At 69.4% G+C, this 17,425-nt stretch carries 21 protein-coding genes; 11 read left to right on the top strand and 10 right to left on the bottom strand.

Features of this window, described 5'->3' with window-relative positions; translation table 11 throughout:
- Positions 1 to 144: 144 nt before the first annotated feature.
- Positions 145 to 627, top strand: coding sequence for a hypothetical protein (locus ACFV6H_RS21945; protein WP_385544642.1), 483 nt, complete (start codon positions 145 to 147; stop codon positions 625 to 627).
- Here ACFV6H_RS21945 and ACFV6H_RS21950 read toward each other — a convergent pair.
- Positions 621 to 1,409 carry an aldo/keto reductase gene (locus ACFV6H_RS21950; RefSeq protein WP_385544645.1) on the bottom strand — a complete coding sequence of 263 codons (789 nt, stop codon included), beginning with the start codon at positions 1,407 to 1,409 and terminating at the stop codon, positions 621 to 623. The genes ACFV6H_RS21945 and ACFV6H_RS21950 overlap by 7 nt on opposite strands.
- Positions 1,410 to 1,561: 152 nt before the next feature.
- Between ACFV6H_RS21950 and ACFV6H_RS21955 the strand changes: the two genes are divergently transcribed.
- Positions 1,562 to 2,446, top strand: a complete 885-nt coding sequence (locus tag ACFV6H_RS21955) for an AraC family transcriptional regulator N-terminal domain-containing protein (RefSeq protein ID WP_385545060.1) — start codon at positions 1,562 to 1,564, stop codon at positions 2,444 to 2,446.
- Positions 2,447 to 2,520: 74 nt separating this feature from the next.
- Positions 2,521 to 3,201 carry a hypothetical protein gene (locus ACFV6H_RS21960; protein WP_385544648.1) on the top strand — a complete coding sequence of 227 codons (681 nt, stop codon included), beginning with the start codon at positions 2,521 to 2,523 and terminating at the stop codon, positions 3,199 to 3,201.
- A 33-nt stretch (positions 3,202 to 3,234) separates the two neighbouring features.
- Here the strand turns inward: ACFV6H_RS21960 and ACFV6H_RS21965 are convergent, their stop codons facing one another.
- Positions 3,235 to 4,233 (bottom strand): hypothetical protein, encoded by a 999-nt coding sequence (locus tag ACFV6H_RS21965; protein WP_385544651.1) that lies wholly within the window; start codon positions 4,231 to 4,233, stop codon positions 3,235 to 3,237.
- Positions 4,234 to 4,364: 131 nt separating this feature from the next.
- Positions 4,365 to 5,645 (bottom strand): RNA-guided endonuclease InsQ/TnpB family protein, encoded by a 1,281-nt coding sequence (locus tag ACFV6H_RS21970; protein WP_384979135.1) that lies wholly within the window; start codon positions 5,643 to 5,645, stop codon positions 4,365 to 4,367.
- Between the two features lie 23 nt (positions 5,646 to 5,668).
- On the opposite strand from ACFV6H_RS21970, the gene tnpA reads away from it, so the two are divergent.
- Complete coding sequence (tnpA, locus tag ACFV6H_RS21975) at positions 5,669 to 6,097, top strand: IS200/IS605 family transposase (protein WP_384979138.1); 429 nt, start codon at positions 5,669 to 5,671, stop codon at positions 6,095 to 6,097.
- A 202-nt stretch (positions 6,098 to 6,299) separates the two neighbouring features.
- Here tnpA and ACFV6H_RS21980 read toward each other — a convergent pair whose 3' ends face one another.
- Together ACFV6H_RS21980 and ACFV6H_RS21985 are read right to left on the bottom strand one after the other, a co-directional pair.
- On the bottom strand, positions 6,300 to 7,013 hold the full coding sequence (locus ACFV6H_RS21980) for a hypothetical protein (RefSeq protein ID WP_385544655.1): 714 nt from the start codon (positions 7,011 to 7,013) through the stop codon (positions 6,300 to 6,302).
- Positions 7,000 to 7,455, bottom strand: coding sequence for an ATP-binding protein (locus ACFV6H_RS21985; protein WP_384782916.1), 456 nt, complete (start codon positions 7,453 to 7,455; stop codon positions 7,000 to 7,002). Before ACFV6H_RS21985 ends, ACFV6H_RS21980 begins: the two co-directional genes overlap by 14 nt.
- A gap of 128 nt (positions 7,456 to 7,583) precedes the next feature.
- Between ACFV6H_RS21985 and ACFV6H_RS21990 the strand changes: the two genes are divergently transcribed.
- Entirely contained in the window at positions 7,584 to 8,408 is an 825-nt protein-coding gene (locus ACFV6H_RS21990) for a Scr1 family TA system antitoxin-like transcriptional regulator (protein WP_385545063.1), read from the top strand.
- A complete protein-coding gene (locus ACFV6H_RS21995; RefSeq protein WP_385544659.1) occupies positions 8,395 to 8,598 on the top strand; it encodes a DUF397 domain-containing protein in 204 nt (67 codons plus the stop codon). Before ACFV6H_RS21990 ends, ACFV6H_RS21995 begins: the two co-directional genes overlap by 14 nt.
- Positions 8,599 to 8,688: 90 nt before the next feature.
- Here the strand turns inward: ACFV6H_RS21995 and ACFV6H_RS22000 are convergent, their stop codons facing one another.
- Positions 8,689 to 9,963 carry a multiprotein-bridging factor 1 family protein gene (locus ACFV6H_RS22000; RefSeq protein ID WP_385544662.1) on the bottom strand — a complete coding sequence of 425 codons (1,275 nt, stop codon included), beginning with the start codon at positions 9,961 to 9,963 and terminating at the stop codon, positions 8,689 to 8,691.
- Positions 9,964 to 10,227: 264 nt separating this feature from the next.
- On the opposite strand from ACFV6H_RS22000, the gene ACFV6H_RS22005 reads away from it, so the two are divergent.
- The 5 genes from ACFV6H_RS22005 (at position 10,228) to ACFV6H_RS22025 (ending at position 14,285) form a co-directional block, all read left to right on the top strand.
- Complete coding sequence (locus ACFV6H_RS22005; RefSeq protein ID WP_385544665.1) at positions 10,228 to 10,827, top strand: hypothetical protein; 600 nt, start codon at positions 10,228 to 10,230, stop codon at positions 10,825 to 10,827.
- A gap of 11 nt (positions 10,828 to 10,838) precedes the next feature.
- The gene (locus tag ACFV6H_RS22010; protein ID WP_385544668.1) at positions 10,839 to 11,450 is read left to right on the top strand and encodes a hypothetical protein; all 612 of its coding nucleotides are present in this window, start codon (positions 10,839 to 10,841) and stop codon (positions 11,448 to 11,450) included.
- 28 nt (positions 11,451 to 11,478) lie between these two features.
- Positions 11,479 to 11,646 carry a hypothetical protein gene (locus ACFV6H_RS22015; RefSeq protein ID WP_385544670.1) on the top strand — a complete coding sequence of 56 codons (168 nt, stop codon included), beginning with the start codon at positions 11,479 to 11,481 and terminating at the stop codon, positions 11,644 to 11,646.
- Between the two features lie 102 nt (positions 11,647 to 11,748).
- Positions 11,749 to 12,918, top strand: a complete 1,170-nt coding sequence (locus ACFV6H_RS22020; RefSeq protein WP_385544673.1) for a YcaO-like family protein — start codon at positions 11,749 to 11,751, stop codon at positions 12,916 to 12,918.
- Positions 12,915 to 14,285 (top strand): TfuA-like protein, encoded by a 1,371-nt coding sequence (locus ACFV6H_RS22025; protein WP_385544676.1) that lies wholly within the window; start codon positions 12,915 to 12,917, stop codon positions 14,283 to 14,285. Before ACFV6H_RS22020 ends, ACFV6H_RS22025 begins: the two co-directional genes overlap by 4 nt.
- Here ACFV6H_RS22025 and ACFV6H_RS22030 read toward each other — a convergent pair.
- From ACFV6H_RS22030 to ACFV6H_RS22045, 4 genes are all read right to left on the bottom strand, one after another.
- Positions 14,213 to 15,442: an MFS transporter gene (locus ACFV6H_RS22030; protein WP_385544679.1), complete on the bottom strand. Its 1,230-nt coding sequence runs from the start codon at positions 15,440 to 15,442 to the stop codon at positions 14,213 to 14,215. The two genes, ACFV6H_RS22025 and ACFV6H_RS22030, sit on opposite strands and share 73 nt — an antisense overlap.
- Before the next feature lie 354 nt (positions 15,443 to 15,796).
- Positions 15,797 to 16,195, bottom strand: a complete 399-nt coding sequence (locus ACFV6H_RS22035; protein WP_385544682.1) for a hypothetical protein — start codon at positions 16,193 to 16,195, stop codon at positions 15,797 to 15,799.
- On the bottom strand, positions 16,192 to 16,827 hold the full coding sequence (locus tag ACFV6H_RS22040; protein WP_385544685.1) for a SigE family RNA polymerase sigma factor: 636 nt from the start codon (positions 16,825 to 16,827) through the stop codon (positions 16,192 to 16,194). The genes ACFV6H_RS22035 and ACFV6H_RS22040 overlap by 4 nt, the downstream gene beginning before the upstream one ends.
- Before the next feature lie 70 nt (positions 16,828 to 16,897).
- Complete coding sequence (locus ACFV6H_RS22045; RefSeq protein WP_385544688.1) at positions 16,898 to 17,302, bottom strand: hypothetical protein; 405 nt, start codon at positions 17,300 to 17,302, stop codon at positions 16,898 to 16,900.
- Positions 17,303 to 17,425 lie beyond the last annotated feature (123 nt).

Here is a 17,425-nt window from a genome sequence, read left to right on the forward strand (position 1 = left end):
CACCGGAGGCGGCACAGGGGCCCGTACCGGGCCCCATCACCTGTCGCAATCGCGAGTAATCGCTCGCCGGGCGCGCCGGTGGTGTCCCTGACGTTCCGTTCGTGGTGATTTGTAATCATCCGCACGGACGACGGGAGCGCGGGTGTGGCTGGGAGTGTGGGTGGGGAAGGGCGGGTGACCGTGGCGCGGTTGTTGCAGCGGTGGCCCGGGCGGTATGGCCTTGTCGCCTATACGACCAGTGGCGCGTACGGCGAGACCGCTCTCGTCGGGTATGTGCCCGTGCCCGGTATGGCCGATCTGAGTCTGATGGATGTGGCCGCCCGGCATGAGCCGGCGCTGATGTACGGGTCGGCCGGTACCGAAGGCTTCGCCGAGGCGTGCTGGCTGATCTCGGTCGGGTGGAGCGCCCGTACCGTTCCCAAGCCCGGCACGCTCGAACTCCCGCACGCCGCCTGGACCATGGACGTGGACCGCACCATTGACCTCGGCGTAGTCATGTACGGCCACACCCGCCTCCACGTCGGCCGCTTCACGCTCACCGATCCGGACCAGATGGCCCGCGCCCGCGCCCTCCTGAAGGCGGACCCCGGGAAGGCGGGCCCGTCCGGTCCGCCCGGGACTCAGTAGCGGACGGCGCTCTCCAGCAGCGGCGGATACACGCCGGACGCCTCACCGTCGACCGTCGTCCCCGCGAACTGAAGCATCGACCGCAGCGCCCCGTGCAGCGGCGCCGGATAGTTCAGGACCGGCGCCGAGACCTTGTCCAGCGTCTGAAGGTGCTCGGAAGTGAGCGTCACCTTCAGGGCGGCGAGGTTGCTCTCAAGGTGCTCCACGCGCCTCGCGCCGAGGATCGGTACGACGGTGCCCTCGCGGGCCCGCAGCCATGCCAGCGAGACCGCCGCCGACGTGGTCCCGAGCTCGTCCGCGATCGCGGCGACGGCGTCGATGACCATGAACTCGTCCTCGCCGGGACCGCCGACGAAGGCGGCACGGGCGGAGTCGGTGACCTGGCCGCCGCGCCGGTATTTGCCCGACAGGAAACCGTTCTTCAGCGGGCTCCACGGGACCAGCGCCATCCCTTGGTCGCGCGCGAGCGGCGCGAGTTCGCCCTCGACCGTGCGCGCGAGCAGCGAGTACTCGACCTGCAACGCGATCAGCGGAGTCCAGCCCTTCAGCAGCGCCATCGTCTGAGCCTGGGCCGTCACCCAGCCAGGAGTGTTCGAGAACCCGATGTAACGGATCTTGCCGGCGCGCACGAGATCGTCCAGCGTGCGCAGCGTTTCCTCGATCGGCGTCTGCCGGTCCCAGTTGTGCAGCCAGTACAGGTCCAGATGGTCGGTCCGTGCGCCGAAACCGTCATGACCATCGAAGCGCGGGCCGCAGGGCGCGCGGCAGACCGATCCGCCCAAGCTCTTGCACAATCCTCTTCGCTTCGCACGGATCGGGCGGGAACCGGCTTGCCCTGCGGGCGGTACGGATGCTTCTGTGAGGTGTGCACACCACCACCCATGAACTCCTGGACGAGATCCGCGGCATCATCACGGCCCGTGCCCGGCCGGATATGCGAACGTCGATCGACGGGCTGCTGCTGTCCAAGGTGGAGACGGCGGAGCAGGACTATTCGCTGACCGAACCGCTGCTGGTCGTCATGGCGCAGGGAGCCAAGCGGCTGCTGCTCGGCGACCAGGTGTACGAGTACCGGGCGGGAGAGTGCCTCGTCGTCACCGCCGAACTGCCCGTCACCGGCCACTTCCTCGGTGCCGGCCCGCAGGTCCCGGCGCTCGGCATCGGGCTGGTGCTGCGGCCGACCGCCATCGCACCGCTCCTGCTGGAGGTCCCACCGGAGGTCCCGGCCGTACGGCGGTCACGCACCACGGCCGGTCCGCCCGCGATCGCGACCGGCGAGGCCAGTACGGAGCTGCTCGACGCCATGGCCCGGATGCTGCGGCTGCTCGACCGCCCGGCGGACGCGCACGTGCTCGCGCCGCTGATCGAACGGGAGATTCTCTGGCGCCTGCTCACCGGCCCGCACGGCGGTATGGTCCGCCAGATCGGCACGGCCGACAGCGGGCTGTCCCATGTCAGCCGGGCGATCCGGTGGATCCGTGACAACTACGCCGAACCGATGCGGATCGAGGACCTCGCGCGGCTGGCCGGGATGAGCGCGTCGGCGTTCCACCGGCACTTCCGCGCCGTCACGGCCATGAGCCCGCTGCAATTCCAGAAACGGATCCGTCTCCAGGAAGCCCGCTCACTGCTGATCGCCCGCGCGGGCGATGTCGCGGGCGTCGGCCATCGCGTCGGCTACGACAGCCCGTCGCAGTTCAACCGCGAATACCGCCGCCTGTTCGGCGCGCCACCCGGCCACGACACGCGCCCGCGTACGGCGGCTGCTCCGCAGGACATCCGGCACGAGATACGGCACGGGACACGGCACCTGACCTGACTGGGCCGCAGTCATTCACCGAGTCCTGGGCCTGGGGCCTGGACCCGGGCCCGGTGAACCCGAGGCGGTCCCGAATGTCACAGAGCGACGACAGCGTTGTCCTCACTCCAGGACGGCTCTTCTTCTCCGGCGGCGCACCGGCCACAGTGGTGATCACCACCGGCCACCACCCACCAGCCACACGGAGCGTTGACATCATGGCTCGCAACCACCGCCGCAAGACCGTCCTCGCCACTCTCGCCCTCATCGCGGCCACCGCGCTGCTGACGGCCTGCCAGGGCACCTCCGAGACGACCGGGACCGGGAGCAGCACGGGGACGAGCGCGGGTGCGGGTACGGATACGTCGGCCAAGCCGGCCGACGCCACCTCGCCGCCGGAAGCCGCCACGGACGCTCCGGCCGAGGACACCGCCGCCCCGGCCGACAACGCGAAGGCCACAGACGGCGGCACCGACACCAGCGTGCCCAGCAACGGCAAGGGCGAGGGCGTCACCGGTACCTGGTTCGGCAATGTGAGCTACCTCGCGCCCGGCAAGTACACCGTCAGCGACATGAAGGGCGTCGAGCAGGCCTTCTGGCTCGCCGAGGACACCGACATCGAAGGCACAGGCGACATCTGCGGCACCGACGACCCGAACAACCAGGCCGCCACGCCCTGCACGGAGGCCGAGTTGGAGGCGGCGGCGAAGTCGGGCGTCTCCGCGGAGGTCACGCTGAAGGACGGCATCGCCGTCCGCATCGTTGACGACCACTGACGGTCCGTCGGCTGTACGGATCAGGTCAGCGACTCAGGTCAGCGACGCGAGGCGCGGGTCGATGTCGAGGAGTTCGGCGTTGGTGCTGTAACGGGCGGGAGCGCAGCCAAGTACGGCATCACGCAGGAGGACCGGATCGGCGTCGAACTCCTTCAGGGTGCCGAGCGTGTGGTAACCCAGCCTGTCGAGCTGCCCTTCCCCCAGCGAGGGCAGCAGGAGTGGAGCGACGCCCGGCCGCAGCCGCACCAGCAGGATGTTCTCGTACGTCGTCGTGGTGTCCCCATCCTCCAGTTTGGCTCTGTGGAGGAGTCCGACGAACATGACGTCCTCCCAAGGAATGTCGGTGTGGTAACCCAGGACCAGATCGCGGGAGTACGACAGGCCAGTGGCGCTCACCGTCAGACGAGGGCGGCTGGTCTGGATGAAGGCGACCCAGGCGCCTATTGGGAGCAGCGGGGCCAAAGTAAAGATCACGGTGCCCGGCCCGCCCTCCAGCGGCACCCAGAGGTAGTACGTGGTCACCAGAGCGGCCAGCGTCATCGTCCAGCCGAACAGCCTGGCGAACCCACGGAGCCAGGGCCTGAACGGTGGCCGCCCGAAGACGGCCTCCTCCGGGACAGATACGGAGACGGCGGAGCCGGACGCCTCCGAGGCCGTCGGCACAGGCGCGCGGACCAGCGTGAGCGTGCTGGCCGCGTTCACCGCCCGGCGCTGCGGACGAGGCAGGCCGCGGCCGGCCAGTTCGGCGTCCACGAACGCGTGGATCTCATCGAGCGTCAGCGGCTCCGGGCCGGCCAGTGCGTGCAGCAGCGCGCCCGTGAACGCCGTGTGCGGCTCGCCGGGCGGAGCGAACGAGGGCGCGGTCTGTGTCGTGGAGGTCAGCGTGTACGTTCCCGACGGCTCCAGTTGGTCGGCGACGACGCTGCGCGGCGACGCCATCGCCGCCACCGCGCGCCCGGAGAAGCAGCAGTCCAGGATCAGCACCCGGGCCTTCGCGCGGGCGCGCCCGACGAGGCGCAGGATCAGATCCACGGGTATGGCGCTGAAGCCGACGGTGTCGGGATCGGTGCCGGTCAGCGACAGATGCAGCCGTCCTTCCTCGTCAAGGAGACCGTGTCCCGCGTATTGAAGTGCTCTCCCGGCTGAAGCCGGGAGATTCCTGCTTACCTTGCGGCAGCGGGCTTGACGCGCTTCGCGCGCCTGACGACTGCCCTCCCGGCAGCCGGGATGAGTGCGAGGCCCATCCGGTACAGGTGCAAGACGTTTCGGGCTGCGTTGTGGTCGGCGTTGCCCGACCAGCCGCAGTCCGGGTTCTTGCATACGAACACGGCCTGGCTCTCCCGGCTCCCGGGCGTGATGAAACCGCATGCGGAGCATCGCCGGGATGTGTTGGGGGCCGGGACCTGGTGGAGGGTGCCGCCATGCTGGGCGGTCTTGTAGGTCAGCATCGTGACCGTACGGCCCCACGCTTCGCCGCTGATGGAGCGGTTCAGCCCAGACTTCTGGGCAACGTTCTTCCCCGGTTCCTCGACGGTGCCCTTGGCAGACTTGACCATGTTCGTGATGGTGAGTGCTTCGACCACGACAGTGCCGTACCGCTTGGCGATGACGGTGGTCGTACGGTGCTGCCAGTCGAGTGCCCGGCGCTTGGCTTTCGCGCGCAGTCCTGCGATCTGGTCATAGGTGCGGTGCAGCCGACGACTGTTGCGCTCACCGGGCTTGCGGTGCTGCTTACGCTGCGCGGCGCGCTGCTCCAGGTGCAGGAGCCTGGCCTTCTCCTTGGCGGTCAGCCACTCGCCGTGCTCGTAGGTTTCGCCGTCGGAGAGGGCGATGGGCACGTTGATCCCGACGTCGATGCCGACTTCGGGGCCGGTGTGGGGTTCGGGCTTGATCTCAAGGGTCTGGACGCGGAAGGCGATGTGCCATCCGAGCGCGTCTTTGACCAGTCGGGCCCCGGTGATCCGGTTCTCCGCGCCTGCGTGCTTGCCCACCGGCAGGTCTTTGGTCCAGCGGAAGCGGACCCGGCCCACCTTGGGAATGTTGGCCATGCCCCAGCGGCGGTGCACGCGGGTGATGTTGAGGTCACGGCCCTGCGGAACGTCCACCGACATCACCGACCGGAGGCGGCCCTTGAAGTTCGGGGCGTCTGCCCGCCCGTCCCAGCAGTTCTTCCAGGCCTGGAAGTACGTCTTGAGGACCGCTTGCGCGGCCTGGGCGGGCAGGACTGCCAGGAAATCGATGTCCTGACGGGCTTGCCGGATCGCGGCGTCCGCGTTCGCGAGCGTCCGCTTCTCCTTCGGCATCATCTGCCACCACGCGTGCAGACAGTTCCACATCGTGCGGGCCGCGTGCGCCTGGTCGTCCGTCTTCAGCACCTCGGCAGGCGACAGCGCAAGCCGGGCACGGTGCCCGAACTGCCGCTTGACCAGGGTGTCGTGATTCATAACCCGGAGTTTAGCATTGGTTTATGTCACCGCGCTGGAATCCTAATCCCGATGTACGCACCGGCCGTCACGTTGTCTACAACCTGCACGTCCACTTGGTTTTTGTCACGAAGTACCGGCGGAAGGCGTTCACCGACGCCATGCTGACCCGCACCGAAGAAATCATGCGGGAGGTCTGCGACGACTTCGAGGCCGAGCTGAAACAGTTCAACGGCGAACAGGACCACGTCCACCTGCTCGTGCACTACCCGCCCAAAGTCCAGCTCTCCAAGCTGGTCAACTCCCTCAAGGGCGTCAGCTCGCGCAGACTCCGCCAGGAGTACGACGCGCATGTCCGCCGGTACCTGTGGGGCGGACACTTCTGGTCCGGCTCCTACTTCGCGGGATCATGCGGCGGCCCACCGCTCACCGTCGTCCGCCAGTACATCGAGAACCAGCAACGACCCACCTGACCGTCACCACGGAGGCGCAGAGAACTCCGGTGCTTCGCGCCTCCGTACCAAGGATGCGCCTCACCTCCGCCCTAAAGGACGGAGCACTGCGCAAGATCAGAGGTAGACCAGCAGCAGGTCGGTAGCCTCCTGCGCGGCTGCGGCCAGGGCGGCGCCGACGGCGGGCGTGTCGGCCGCGCCGGACTCCGGCCCGGCCTACCATCTACCGCTCCGGCCCGGCCGCCGCCACCCGTCTCACGTACTCCGCGTGCTCCGCCGCCAGGTCCACCATCGTGAACTCCGTCAGCTTCATGAGCAGTTGCGTCGCCAGCACCCAGTGAATGCGCCAACTATCGAACGGCACTCCGTCGGCCGCGTACACCACGGGCAGATGACCGTGCAGCCGGTACAACGCGCCCTGAACACCGCCCAGTTCGAACGTCCGCACCCGTAACGCCACATACTGCTTCCGCAGATGCGGACAGGCCCGTACGGAAGTCACCGCGCACGGCACGCACAGCGGCGGATGCCCGGTCACGAGATCGGTCGCCCATGCGTCCCGGTCGTCCGCGTCCTCGCCCACCAGCCACAAGGTCCCGTCGGCGGTACGGTCCGCCGGACCGCCGCAGATCTGGCACAGCAGCTTCCGCATGGCCCGGCGCTGCCGGAAGAAGTGGACGTTCCCGAACTCCGGCCTGCCCTTCCCCGGACTCAGCCCGATCCGCTTCCACAGAATCCCGCGCAAGTCACGGTCGTGCGGCAGTTCGTCCACGTACCGGATGCCACGGTGATCGGCCACGACCAGGGAGCGCGGGTACTGCTCCGACGACCACCGCGCGATGTACGGCACCATGCCCGGCTGAGCGAACGCGCCCAACGGAGGCCGCTCCTTCTTCGCCTCCGTACCGTCCCTGACGACCTGTTCAGCCACGTTCACGACCGCCCTCGCCCTCGCCCGCGTTCGGGAGCGACAGGGCCGCCCACACCGTCTTTCCCTGGCCGCCGCCGTGTTCGATCACGCCCCACTCGTCCGCCAGCGCCTCCACCAGCACCAGCCCGCGCCCACCGGACGCCTCCGGCTCGGCCGTACGCCTGCACGGCAGCTCCGGCGACGCGTCGTACACCTCGATCCGCAGCCCGGCCGGCCTGCGGAAGTAGTACGTCTCGATGGTCTGCTCCGGTACGACCTGAGCGTGGCGCCCGGCGTTGGTGAGGAGCTCGGACAGCACAAGGAGGGCCGAGTCCTCCAACTCGGCCAGCCCCCAACCGGCCAGCGCTTTACGCAACTCCAGCCGCGCCAGCGCGACGCACCTCGGATGACTGCTCCACCGCAGCACAACGCTGCCGTCCGTTTGGCTCCCATGCCGATTCAGGCTCATGTCACCGTTCCCTCCACCTGCTCGTTTCGCTTTCTGTGACGAATTACTCACAGAGTGGTACGTGGGCCGCTACGCTGGCCAGTAGTTGGGGGTTGACAACAACCGCTTCAGATGAAGGAGTTGATGGCATGGCGAAAGCCAGCAAACCGCGCACGCTTCGGCAGATGTACGGCGAGGAGCTCAGGCTCCGTCGCATAGCCGCAGGCATGACTCAGGAGATGTTGAGCGACATCGTGGTCTGCTCACCCACGCTGATCAGCCACTTCGAGGCGGGCCGCCGCCTCCCGAACCCGGACGACGCGAAACGCATCGACGCCGCGCTGGGCACGGATGGCTTCTTCTTCAGGTGGCTGAAGGACCTCGAATCCAGGTACGCGGACTTCTTCGCCGCCGTAGCGGAGTTGGAACTGCAGGCGACGGAGATCCGGCAGTACGGCTCCCTGCTCGTCCCTGGCCTGCTCCAGACAGACGGCTACTCGCGGGCGGTGTTCCGTGCGTTCAGTCCGAACCATACGGCCGACGAGCTTGACGAGAAGGTGGTCGTCCGCAGGGCCCGCGCCCAAATCTTCGACGGCCCGTTGGCGCCCGTAGGGTGGACCTTGCTGGACGAGGCGTGCCTCCGGCGGAAGGTCGGCGGCCCGCGCGTCATGGCCGAACAGCTCCACAAGATCGCGCGCATGGCGGAAGCCGGACGACTGCGGTTGCATGTACTGCCGTTCGGGGCGGGAGCACACTCTCTACTGGCTGGCATGCTCTACCTGATGGACTTCGAGGACGCGCCACCGGTGGCCTATGTCGAGGGACACAAGGTGGGGTACCTGATGGACGATCCGGCCATGGTGAGGCAGTGCCAGATGAGTTACAGCCTGGCCCTGAGCGATGCACTGCCGCAAAAGGAATCACTGGCCCTGGTCAGGGCCACAGCGAAGGAGTACGAAGGTGAGCAGGAGTGAGCACGCCATCCGATGGCGTAAGTCAAGCTATAGCTCGGGCGAGCAGGGCGAGTGCCTGGAAGTAGCGGACGGGTACGCCGACATCCCGGTCCGCGACTCCAAAAACCCCACCGGGCCCACACTGCTCTTCCAGCCCACCCACTGGGCGTCGTTCATCTGCGCCGTCAAGTCCGGGAGCCTGCCCGGCTGACCGCCCACGGGTCCGGCCTTCCCTCTCGGCTCCGGCTTGGTCGGAGTCCAAGGCTTGGATGGCCGGACCGCTGGCGAGGGCGCCGGGCGTTCACGTCACGTGGCTGAGTACTTCCGTGAGCTGGGCTCGTGGTCGACCGGTAAGACTCCCTCGCAGCGTCTCGGCACGGATGCGGACGAGCCCGGTACGGAAGCCTTCGGGGAGTTGCTGCCATACCTCGCTCGCCACGTCGGCGGCGCCCTGGGGATCGTGGTCGGCCCGCAGACACTGTGCGGTGTCCAGCGCCAGAAGGGCCCGTGTCATGACCGACGGCGAGTCCGTGAGCGCGAGCGCGGCCTCCTGTTCGGTGAATGCGTGCCCGCTCTCGCCGAGCAGGGTGAACGCCTGGGAGAGGTGCACACTGTGCTTCTGCGGCGGGTAGCCGAACCATGTGTCGGCCAGGCCGACACGGTCGAGGCGTTCGATCGCGGCTCGGGCTTGTGCGATGGCCCGGAGTGCTCCTCGGTGGTCTCCTGTCGCGGCGAGGGCTCGTGAGCTGACGGCCGCCGCCAGTGCGGCAGCCGCGCTGGTGGTATGTCCGGCCACGCGTCGGGCGCGGGCGGCGAGTTCGGCGGCGGCGCGTGGCGCACCGTAGTTCAACGGGACCATGGCGTGGCGGGCGAGCACCCAGGCCAGCATCTGGCGGTCGCCGGACTCGGCGGCGGCGCGCGCCGCCGTGGTGAACCAGTGCCGTGCGTCTTGCTGCTGTCCCCGATCGTGCTGGATGATCGCGACCAGCCCGGTGAGGCCGGCGGCGGTGCGCACGACGGTGGAGCGGTCCCGTGCGGTGTGGGGTCGTTCCAGTACGTCGCGCAACAGCATGAGGTCCTGCTGCATTTCGGCGAGGACAACTTGAGGGTCGCGGCCGTGGTAGCCGCCGGTATTCCGCTCGAACACCGACTCCAGGTAGGCGATGTCGGCGGCGTCGGAGCCTTGAAGGGCCGCATCGATGCCCTCGTGTGCCGCAGCGAACTCGGGTAAGGCCCCTGCGCCGGCCACCGCCAGCGTCCCAGTGATGAATGAGCGTCGTTTCACGGCCGTCGCCTCCTCTCCGTCCATCCTCGCCGTCTTGTGCTGTAACCGGAACGCCTGCGAGACAGCCCGCGCCCGCACGATTTCCTGGAGTGGGATGCCAAGTGCTGACTCAATACTGCGATGCCATCGGGGGGTGGGGAGGCGAGTCTCGCGCTCCCAGCGTTTGAAGTTCTCCGCGTCGAAGGGCTCTCCGAGCGCCTGCGCCATGAGGACCGCAGCATCCTCACGGGTGAGTCCGGCCTGCTCGCGGCGGGTGCGCAGCAAAACCCCTATGCCGTTCGGTGCCATCATCCGCCTGCTCCCGACGTGGTCGGCGAAGGTGCGCAGTCCGGCCCTCCAAATGGCCCTGAAAGACCACGAATTGAACCCCTGCGTGGCACTGGGGGCATACCGCGATTCCGCGTTGACTATGCGTCATGCGGGGATTTTCGCAACACGCTTCAGCCCCGCCGTGGTGATGTTCCGGGCCGTGGCCGAAGGGCCGGCTCCTGGAGGGGAAGAGGTCTCCTCGTGTTGCAGAACACCGAAGCTCAGCCCGAGCGGAACCCTGCGAGCGTGACGTGGGACAGGACCGGGACGGTCCTCATCAAGGGCGTGCTCGCCGCGGAACGTTTCGAGGCCCTGAAGGCGGAGGCCGAGAGCCGCCTGGGCCTGGCGACGCCGCACATCCATGATCACACCAGCGCGCACCGCGACGGCTCGTTCGCCTCGCCGGTGCACTGCGCGTTCGTTCCGCCCGGGCCGGTCCTCGACCAGCTGGCCTTCGACCGCGAGCTCCTGGCCGCGGTCCGCGAGAAGACGGGCATTGCGCGGCTGATCCCGCGCGGTGGCGCCGTCGTCCTCTACCAGCAGGGCGACTTTCAGGGATTGCACACCGACAGCGTGAAGTCGACGGTGACGGTCGCGATCGCGTTGAGCGAGGATCTGCCGCCGATGGGCTGGGCGCCGCACCTGTACAACGCGCATCCCGACACGCTGGGCAAGGTGGTCGCCGAGAACGGGATATTCCCCGAGGGCGGTGAGTTCACCACGCTGCGACACCCGTACGGCGACGGGAGCGTGCGTGCATTCGCGGGCTACAGCGTTCCGCACTGGCGCCCGCGACTGGCGAGCAAGGTGGGGACGCTGGTCACGATGTCGTTCATGGACCTGTGAGAGGGGGCGGCATGTTGCGGCAGATGTGGCTGGCCGAGGGGCGGGTGGAGGTGCCGCCGGAAGTGATCGAGCCCGGTCTGTGGGAGGAGGTCGCCGAGGAGGCCGAGCGGTGCGAACCGCTGGCGGTGGTGCGCCACAACCAGCGGCCAGGCCTGCTGGCGATGCGGGACGGCTCGATCACCTCGCCCCAGCGCTGTCGGGTCCACCCCGGCGGCAAGGCGGTCAACGCTCTCGCCCGGGCGAAGGGGCTCGTCGATGTGGCGGGAGAGGCCACCGGCCGCAGCCGAATGACGGCGATCCGCATGGGACTGAAGTACTACGCGCCCGGTGACTACATGCATGTCCACCGCGACGACGGCAAATGCGAGATCACCTTCTCCTGCGGGCTGACACCGAATCTGGGGCCGATGGGCTGGCTGCCGAACCTGCGCTGGCTCACCGTCGACCAGGTCATCGACCGGCTCGCGGGCACTCCTTACCCCGACGGAGGCGAGGAGTTCCCGATCCGCTACCGCGCCCTGACCGGGTTCGACGGAAGTCGCACCCCCCATTGGCGTACCCCGCTCGACACCACGTCGCGCGAGGTGCTGCTCACCATCTGCTTCACCGACCTCACGGTGTAGCGGTCCCATCCATCCGAGAGGAACGCTCATGGCAGCTCCTGTCACCGAGTCGGCGACCACGTCGGCGGTGGACCCGGCAGACTTCGTCACCGACCTCCACGCGGAAGGCGCCCTGCCGCAGAACGCGGGCGGCGACCCGGCCGTGCCCGACAGCGCCTTCCCCGACACCCATACCTACGAGGTGCCGACCGTCTGACCGGCGGCCCGCCCTGTGACGCCGGGCCGCCCTCCCTTCGTTCCCCCCACGGGGTGGGGGGACGGCCCGGCCTCTTGCCCGCTCCTGAATCGGAGGGTATTCATGCGCATGTACGCCTTCGACGGCACCCGCCGCACCCGCCCGCCCGCCAAGACCTGGCACGCCATCAGGCCGTTGCTGCCGGCCTACGGCATCACCCGGATCGCGGACGTCACCGGTCTCGACGACCTTGGCATCCCGGTCACCATGGCCGTACGCCCGACGGCCTGGACGCTGTCGGTGGCCCAGGGCAAGGGGGCCACCTTGGATGCGGCCCGGGTCTCCGGCGCCATGGAGGCCATCGAGGTGTGGCATGCCGAGCGCGCTCCCCTGCCCGTCTCCGCCGGACAAATACCCGCCTGCGACCTTCGGCTTCCCTATGCGATCGCCGCATTGGAGCAGCATCCAGGGAGCCTGCTGACCGAGCGCGTGCGCATGGACTGGATCACCGCCCGCTCGGCGGTCGATGACGCCGAGACCCTGCTGCCCGAGGCCGCGGTACGGGTGAAGCGCACCGTCCACGACGACTGGCGCCTGCACCTGCCCAGCGCCTCCACCAATGGCCTCGCGTCCGGCAACACCCGCGCCGAGGCGCTCGTGCACGGCCTGTGCGCGGTCATCGAGCGGGACGTTCTCTCCGACGTGGCCCAGGACAACGGGCAGCGCAGCGAGATCGTGGACCCTGCCACGGTGGCCGACCCGCACTGCGCGGCATTGATCGAGAAGCTGCGTCGTGGGCAGTGCCGGCTGGAACTGCGGCACGCCTCCAACCGGTTCGGGGTGGCGGTGATGAGCTGCCACTTGTGGCGCGAGGACCAGTCCTCCGTCCTGGTCGCCGGCGCCGGCGCCCACCCGGACCCGCAGGTCGCGCTGTCGAGAGCGATCACCGAGGCCGCCCAGTCGCGGCTGACCCTGATCGCCGGAAGCCGCGAGGACAACCAGCCGCTCGCCTACCGGCCCGGCCCCCACACCGCCCCTGTGCCGTCCACCGCGCCCATGACGCCTTGGGCGACGGTCATCAGCCGCTACCAGGCACCCGCCGACACCGACACCGCGCAGGCCAGTGTGCTGGCCGCTGCCGTCGCCACCGCCACCGGCCACGCCCCGCTGGTGGTGGATCTGACCTGGGGCCCGTACGCACAGGACGAGTTCACCGTGGTCAAGGTGTGCGCTCCCGGGCTGCGCCACACCGCCAGGCACACCGTCCCGCGCCCCCAGGAGACGACACGATGAGCACTCATGTCTTCGCCGGACCCACCATCGCCCCGGCCCGTATCCGGGCCTTGCTGCCCTCCGCCGTCCTGCACCCGCCCGTCCAGCACGGCGATGTGCTGCGCCTGGGCCTCACCACCGATGACCGAGTGCTGATCATCGACGGGCTGTGGCACCAGAGCCTCCCGGTGCGGCACAAAGAGATCCTGATGCTCCTGGCCGAAGGCGTCGAGGTGTCCGGCGCCGCGAGCATGGGCGCCCTGCGCGCCGCCGAACTCGCCTCCTACGGCATGGTCGGCATCGGCCATATATTCCGCGGCTTCCGCGACGGGCGCTTGGACGCCGACGACGAAGTCGCCGTCCTCCAGGGCCCCGACGGCAGGGCGCTGACCCAGGCCCTGGTGAATCTGCGCTGCGCCTTCCAGCGGGCCGCCGCAGCGGGAGGCATCACCGACGCACAGGCCATCGCACTCACCGAAGCAGCCCGCGCCATCCCGTATCCGCGGCGCACCTGGACCGCTCTGGGGCGGGCCGTACGGGAGACAGGGCTTCGCGACGCGTATGAGAAGGCCGACATCTGGCGGTGCGAAAACGCCTACGACCAAAAACGTGAGGACGCCGAAGCCGCCTTGCGGCTGCTCGCACTCGGCACCGCGACGGCCGCCACGATGACGCCACAGTGGAGTGAGGAACCGTGGGAAACCAGTTTCGTGCGCTACTGGAGCGCCGCCTACCACCCCGCGACCGACACCGGGCTGCCGCTCCTCGCCCTGCTCCAGCACCAGCAGCTCTACGACCCCGATTTCCCACAGCGCTGGCGCACCCGTGTCCTGTCCCGGCTTGCCTCCCACATCGCCGACCCATCGGCTTCGACGGAGGCGGCAATCAGCCATCTCGCCGAGCGCCTGGGGCTCGACCTTGCCGACCTGTCCGCCGAACAGCTCGCGTACTGGCTCACCCCAGACGAGCTCAACTACGCGGACCGGTGCGAACAACTGGTACGCCTCGTAGTGCGTACCGCCCGCCTGGACGACGCCTGGCCCATCTGGCCGTGTTCCCGCGCAGAAGCCGGCGCACTCTTCAACCTCGCAGCAGGCACTGAGGAGAAGGTGACCGCTGCGTTGCGTACGAACGCCTCTGCGGAGGCGGCCGATCCCCGGCACAGCATCGCCCACCTCGCCCCCGCCCGGATCGCCGCCCATCTCTTCCACCAGTGGGAGCTGCCCCCCGACGCCGACCAGTCCTGTCGGGATGCCGCCGCCCGGGACCGCGCCTTTCGCAGCTTCGCCTCCGCCGTCGAGACCGGCCGCACCTTCTACCTCGGCGCGGTCACCAGGGCCTCATCCGCGACAGGCACGGCCGGAGCGAGCGACAACGTCCTGATCTGATGCACGGCCAGCGGCACGATCACGGCCACCGCGATCACAGCAGCTCCGGCCGCAAGCGTGGCCCGCACCCCGAACACGGTGCTGAGCGGGCCCGCGGCCACGTAGCCCAGTGGCACGGGCAGCACCTGCCCGAGCGTGGAGTACGACATGACGCGGCTCAGCCGATCCGCCGGAATGCGCTCCTGGACCAGGCTCGACCACATGGTCATGCTCAGGGCCAGCCCCGTGCCCGCCGTGCACATGGCGAACGCCAGGACGAACAACGGCGCGTTCAGGGCCATCCCGGCCAAGGGAAGCGCCATCGCCCCCGTCCCCAGGCAGACCACGATGCCCACCCGCCGTGCCCGCCACATCAGCGCGACAGCCGAGCCCAGGACGAGACCGCCGGTGAACGCGGACACCACCGCGCCCCACGGCCCGGCGCCGCCGAGGTAGCGGCTGCCGTACACAGGTCCGAGCATCTGATACCCGACCAACCACGCCGGCACCACTACCGCACCCTGCAACACCATCAGCCACAGCCAGCGCCGTGCCCAGAAGTCCCGCCAGCCGTCCTTGAGATCGCGCACGAACCCGGTGCGGACCTTCGCCCGGGCCGGGGCGAGGCCGATGCGCGCACAGAGCACCGCCGCCGCGCCGAACGTGACAGCATCCCAGCCGATCGCCCACGCCGGCCCGGCCAGGGCAGCCACAGCACCGCCTACAGCCGGTCCGCCGATCTTCACCGAGTTCTGCCCGACCTTGAGCAAGGCGTTCGCCTGGTGTCGCATCTCAGGGGGCACCACCTCGGCAACCACCCCGCCGGCCGCCGGGGTGAAGAACGCCGACGCCACGCCGCACAGCGCGGACATCATCACCAGATGCCACACCCTTGCCGAACCAGTCCACAGCAGGGCCGCCGCAGCCGCCTCGACCACGGCAGAGAGGACGTTCGTCCACACCATCACCATGGCCCGAAACCACCGATCCGCGACCACGCCCCCGATCAGCAACAACAGAATCTGCGGCACCACACCGGCCGCGAGCACCAGCCCGAGACCGGTCGCTCCGCCGCCGAGACTCAGCACAGCGAACGCGAGACCGATGGGGGCCACCGCCGAGCCGGTCCACGACAGCAACCGTGCCGTCAAGTGCAGTTGGAAGGGCCGGATCGACAACGGGGCGCACGCTTCCCTGACCCGGGTGCGCACGCCTATGCGCGGTACCGCCACTGATGAGGAGTTCCGACGCGGGAACCGTGGACTGCGCATGGTCCAACTCCACCCGGCAAAGTACGAAGCCCGGCAGCAAGACCGCTGTCGGGACAGGCGCCAACCCTAGGGCAGCATGAAGATCGTGTGTCGCGGACGCACCGCCAGAAGCCGTGGCCCAGGGGAACTTGAGCAGTCTCACTCATACATGGGGCAGGCGTAGCCGCCACTTGATCGTGCTCGGGCTGCGTTCGTCACCGACACACCGCGACCTGTGCCCGCCGCGCGAGCGATGGCGGCGAAGGTTGTGAGATGCCTTGCTCAGGCCACCGGCTGGGCGTCGTTCATCTGTGCCGTCAAGTCCGGGAGCCTGCCCGGCTGACCTGTTTCTCCGGGCTGCGGTGAAGGCCAAGGCTTTGGCTCGGGCGTGGCAGGTCGGGGCGCGGGCAGGGAATCCGTAGGGGATACCGACGGGGGCGCAGGGCTGGCCGGGCCCTCCTGGGGGCGCTCCCTCGGCATGACGAGCAGTACGCAAGCGACGGCCGCCGCCAGCGCGAGCAGCGCGAACGCGGCGGTCCGGAGCGGTGGTCGGCGGGCCGTGGCGGCCGACGGCGGGGCCGCGCGGCGCAGGTCCGGGAGGCCGACCGTACGGGCTCCGGCGTCCAGGGCGTCCCGTAGCCGGCGTTCCAGCAGAGCGTGGTCGCTCCTCGCTGACTTCATCTCGACTCCAGCTCTCTGCCGAGGGCGTTCAGCGCCCGGCTCGCGGTGGACTTGACCGTGCCACGGGAGACTCCGAGTGTGTCCGCGATCTGGGCCTCGGTGAGGTTGGACCAGTAGCGCAGGACGAGCACCTCGCGCTGGCGCCTGGTGAGGCGGCGCAGGGCCACGAGTACTTCGCGGTGTTCCTCGCGGAGCAGTACGTACTCCTCGGCCGGAGGCGCGTGACTCTCCCGTTCCGGTATGTACGCGCGTACGGTCCGACGGCGGCGCAGGACGGAGCGCGCGGCGTTGACCACGCAGGTGCGGACGTAGGCTTCCGGGTCGTCCAGGCCGGTGAGCCGTTCGCCGTGCCGTCGGAAGAGCGCGGCGAACGCGTCCTGGACCACGTCCTCCGCGGTGGGCAGGTCGTCCACGAGGAGCAGTGCCAGGCGGACGAGCTGGAGCCGGCGGTGGTGGTAGAGATCGTCGATCGCGGCCGTGGTCCAGGGCGGACCGGTGAGGGCGGTCGGCAGGTCGCGTCTCGCGTCGGATCCCGCGTCGGATCTCGCGTCGCGTCTCTTGGAGAGGCTGCGCAGCAGCAGGCGCCAACGGTTGGGGAAGGTCGCTGCGACTGCCGCTGCCGCTGTGCTCATGGTTCTCCTGGACGGGTGGCGGGGTCGGGGGCCACCGGGTCGTCACCGGGCGGCCCCCTGGGAGGAGTTGCTACTTACCGGGCACGGGCGCGGGGACGGGCTTGCCCGGTACGGGATTCGCGGGCGTGCTCGGAACCGGGGTCGGCTGGGCGGGAGCCGGAGCGGGCTTGCCCGGGACGGGCTTCGCCGGGACCGGAGCGGGCGCGGGCTTGCCCGGGACGGGCTTGGCCGGAACCGGAGCGGGCTTGGCCGGGACGGGCTTGGGCGCGGGCTTCGCGGGGGCCGGAACCGGCTTCGCGGGCGCGGGCTTGCCCGGTACGGGCTTGGCCGGGGCCGGAACCGGCTTCGGCGCGTCGGCCTGGGCGGCGGTCACCGCTCCACCGACAGCCAGCGCGGCGATGGCCGCCGACGTACCCAGGACCAGCCGCAGCCGGCCACGGAGAGCGTGGCGTACAGCGGTGTGACGTGCGGACATACCGTTCCTCGAATCATCTCGGCAATGGACGGACAGACGGATGGAGGCGCCTCCACTCCGACAGACGTCCGTCCCGCGCCGAGGTTGCAGGTGAAGCGGAAGACTTTTCACTCCGTGCACAGA

This window comes from Streptomyces sp. NPDC059743, assembly GCF_042732975.1.
In the GTDB taxonomy this organism is placed as follows: Bacteria; Actinomycetota; Actinomycetes; order Streptomycetales; family Streptomycetaceae; genus Streptomyces.

What these genes read in the sequence shown, in the direction of transcription:
- ACFV6H_RS22010 (WP_385544668.1), top strand. Translation starts at nt 10,839, where the DNA reads ATGTTGCGGCAGATGTGGCTGGCCGAGGGGCGGGTGGAGGTGCCGCCG.
- ACFV6H_RS22035 (WP_385544682.1), bottom strand. Translation starts at nt 16,195, where the DNA reads ATGAAGTCAGCGAGGAGCGACCACGCTCTGCTGGAACGCCGGCTACGG.
- ACFV6H_RS21970 (WP_384979135.1), bottom strand. Translation starts at nt 5,645, where the DNA reads ATGAATCACGACACCCTGGTCAAGCGGCAGTTCGGGCACCGTGCCCGG.
- ACFV6H_RS21955 (WP_385545060.1), top strand. Translation starts at nt 1,562, where the DNA reads ATGCGAACGTCGATCGACGGGCTGCTGCTGTCCAAGGTGGAGACGGCG.
- ACFV6H_RS22015 (WP_385544670.1), top strand. Translation starts at nt 11,479, where the DNA reads ATGGCAGCTCCTGTCACCGAGTCGGCGACCACGTCGGCGGTGGACCCG.
- ACFV6H_RS22045 (WP_385544688.1), bottom strand. Translation starts at nt 17,302, where the DNA reads ATGTCCGCACGTCACACCGCTGTACGCCACGCTCTCCGTGGCCGGCTG.
- ACFV6H_RS22000 (WP_385544662.1), bottom strand. Translation starts at nt 9,963, where the DNA reads ATGATGGCACCGAACGGCATAGGGGTTTTGCTGCGCACCCGCCGCGAG.
- tnpA (WP_384979138.1), top strand. Translation starts at nt 5,669, where the DNA reads ATGTCACCGCGCTGGAATCCTAATCCCGATGTACGCACCGGCCGTCAC.
- ACFV6H_RS21990 (WP_385545063.1), top strand. Translation starts at nt 7,584, where the DNA reads ATGGCGAAAGCCAGCAAACCGCGCACGCTTCGGCAGATGTACGGCGAG.
- ACFV6H_RS22025 (WP_385544676.1), top strand. Translation starts at nt 12,915, where the DNA reads ATGAGCACTCATGTCTTCGCCGGACCCACCATCGCCCCGGCCCGTATC.
- ACFV6H_RS21960 (WP_385544648.1), top strand. Translation starts at nt 2,521, where the DNA reads ATGTCACAGAGCGACGACAGCGTTGTCCTCACTCCAGGACGGCTCTTC.
- ACFV6H_RS22040 (WP_385544685.1), bottom strand. Translation starts at nt 16,827, where the DNA reads ATGAGCACAGCGGCAGCGGCAGTCGCAGCGACCTTCCCCAACCGTTGG.
- ACFV6H_RS22020 (WP_385544673.1), top strand. Translation starts at nt 11,749, where the DNA reads ATGCGCATGTACGCCTTCGACGGCACCCGCCGCACCCGCCCGCCCGCC.
- ACFV6H_RS21985 (WP_384782916.1), bottom strand. Translation starts at nt 7,455, where the DNA reads ATGAGCCTGAATCGGCATGGGAGCCAAACGGACGGCAGCGTTGTGCTG.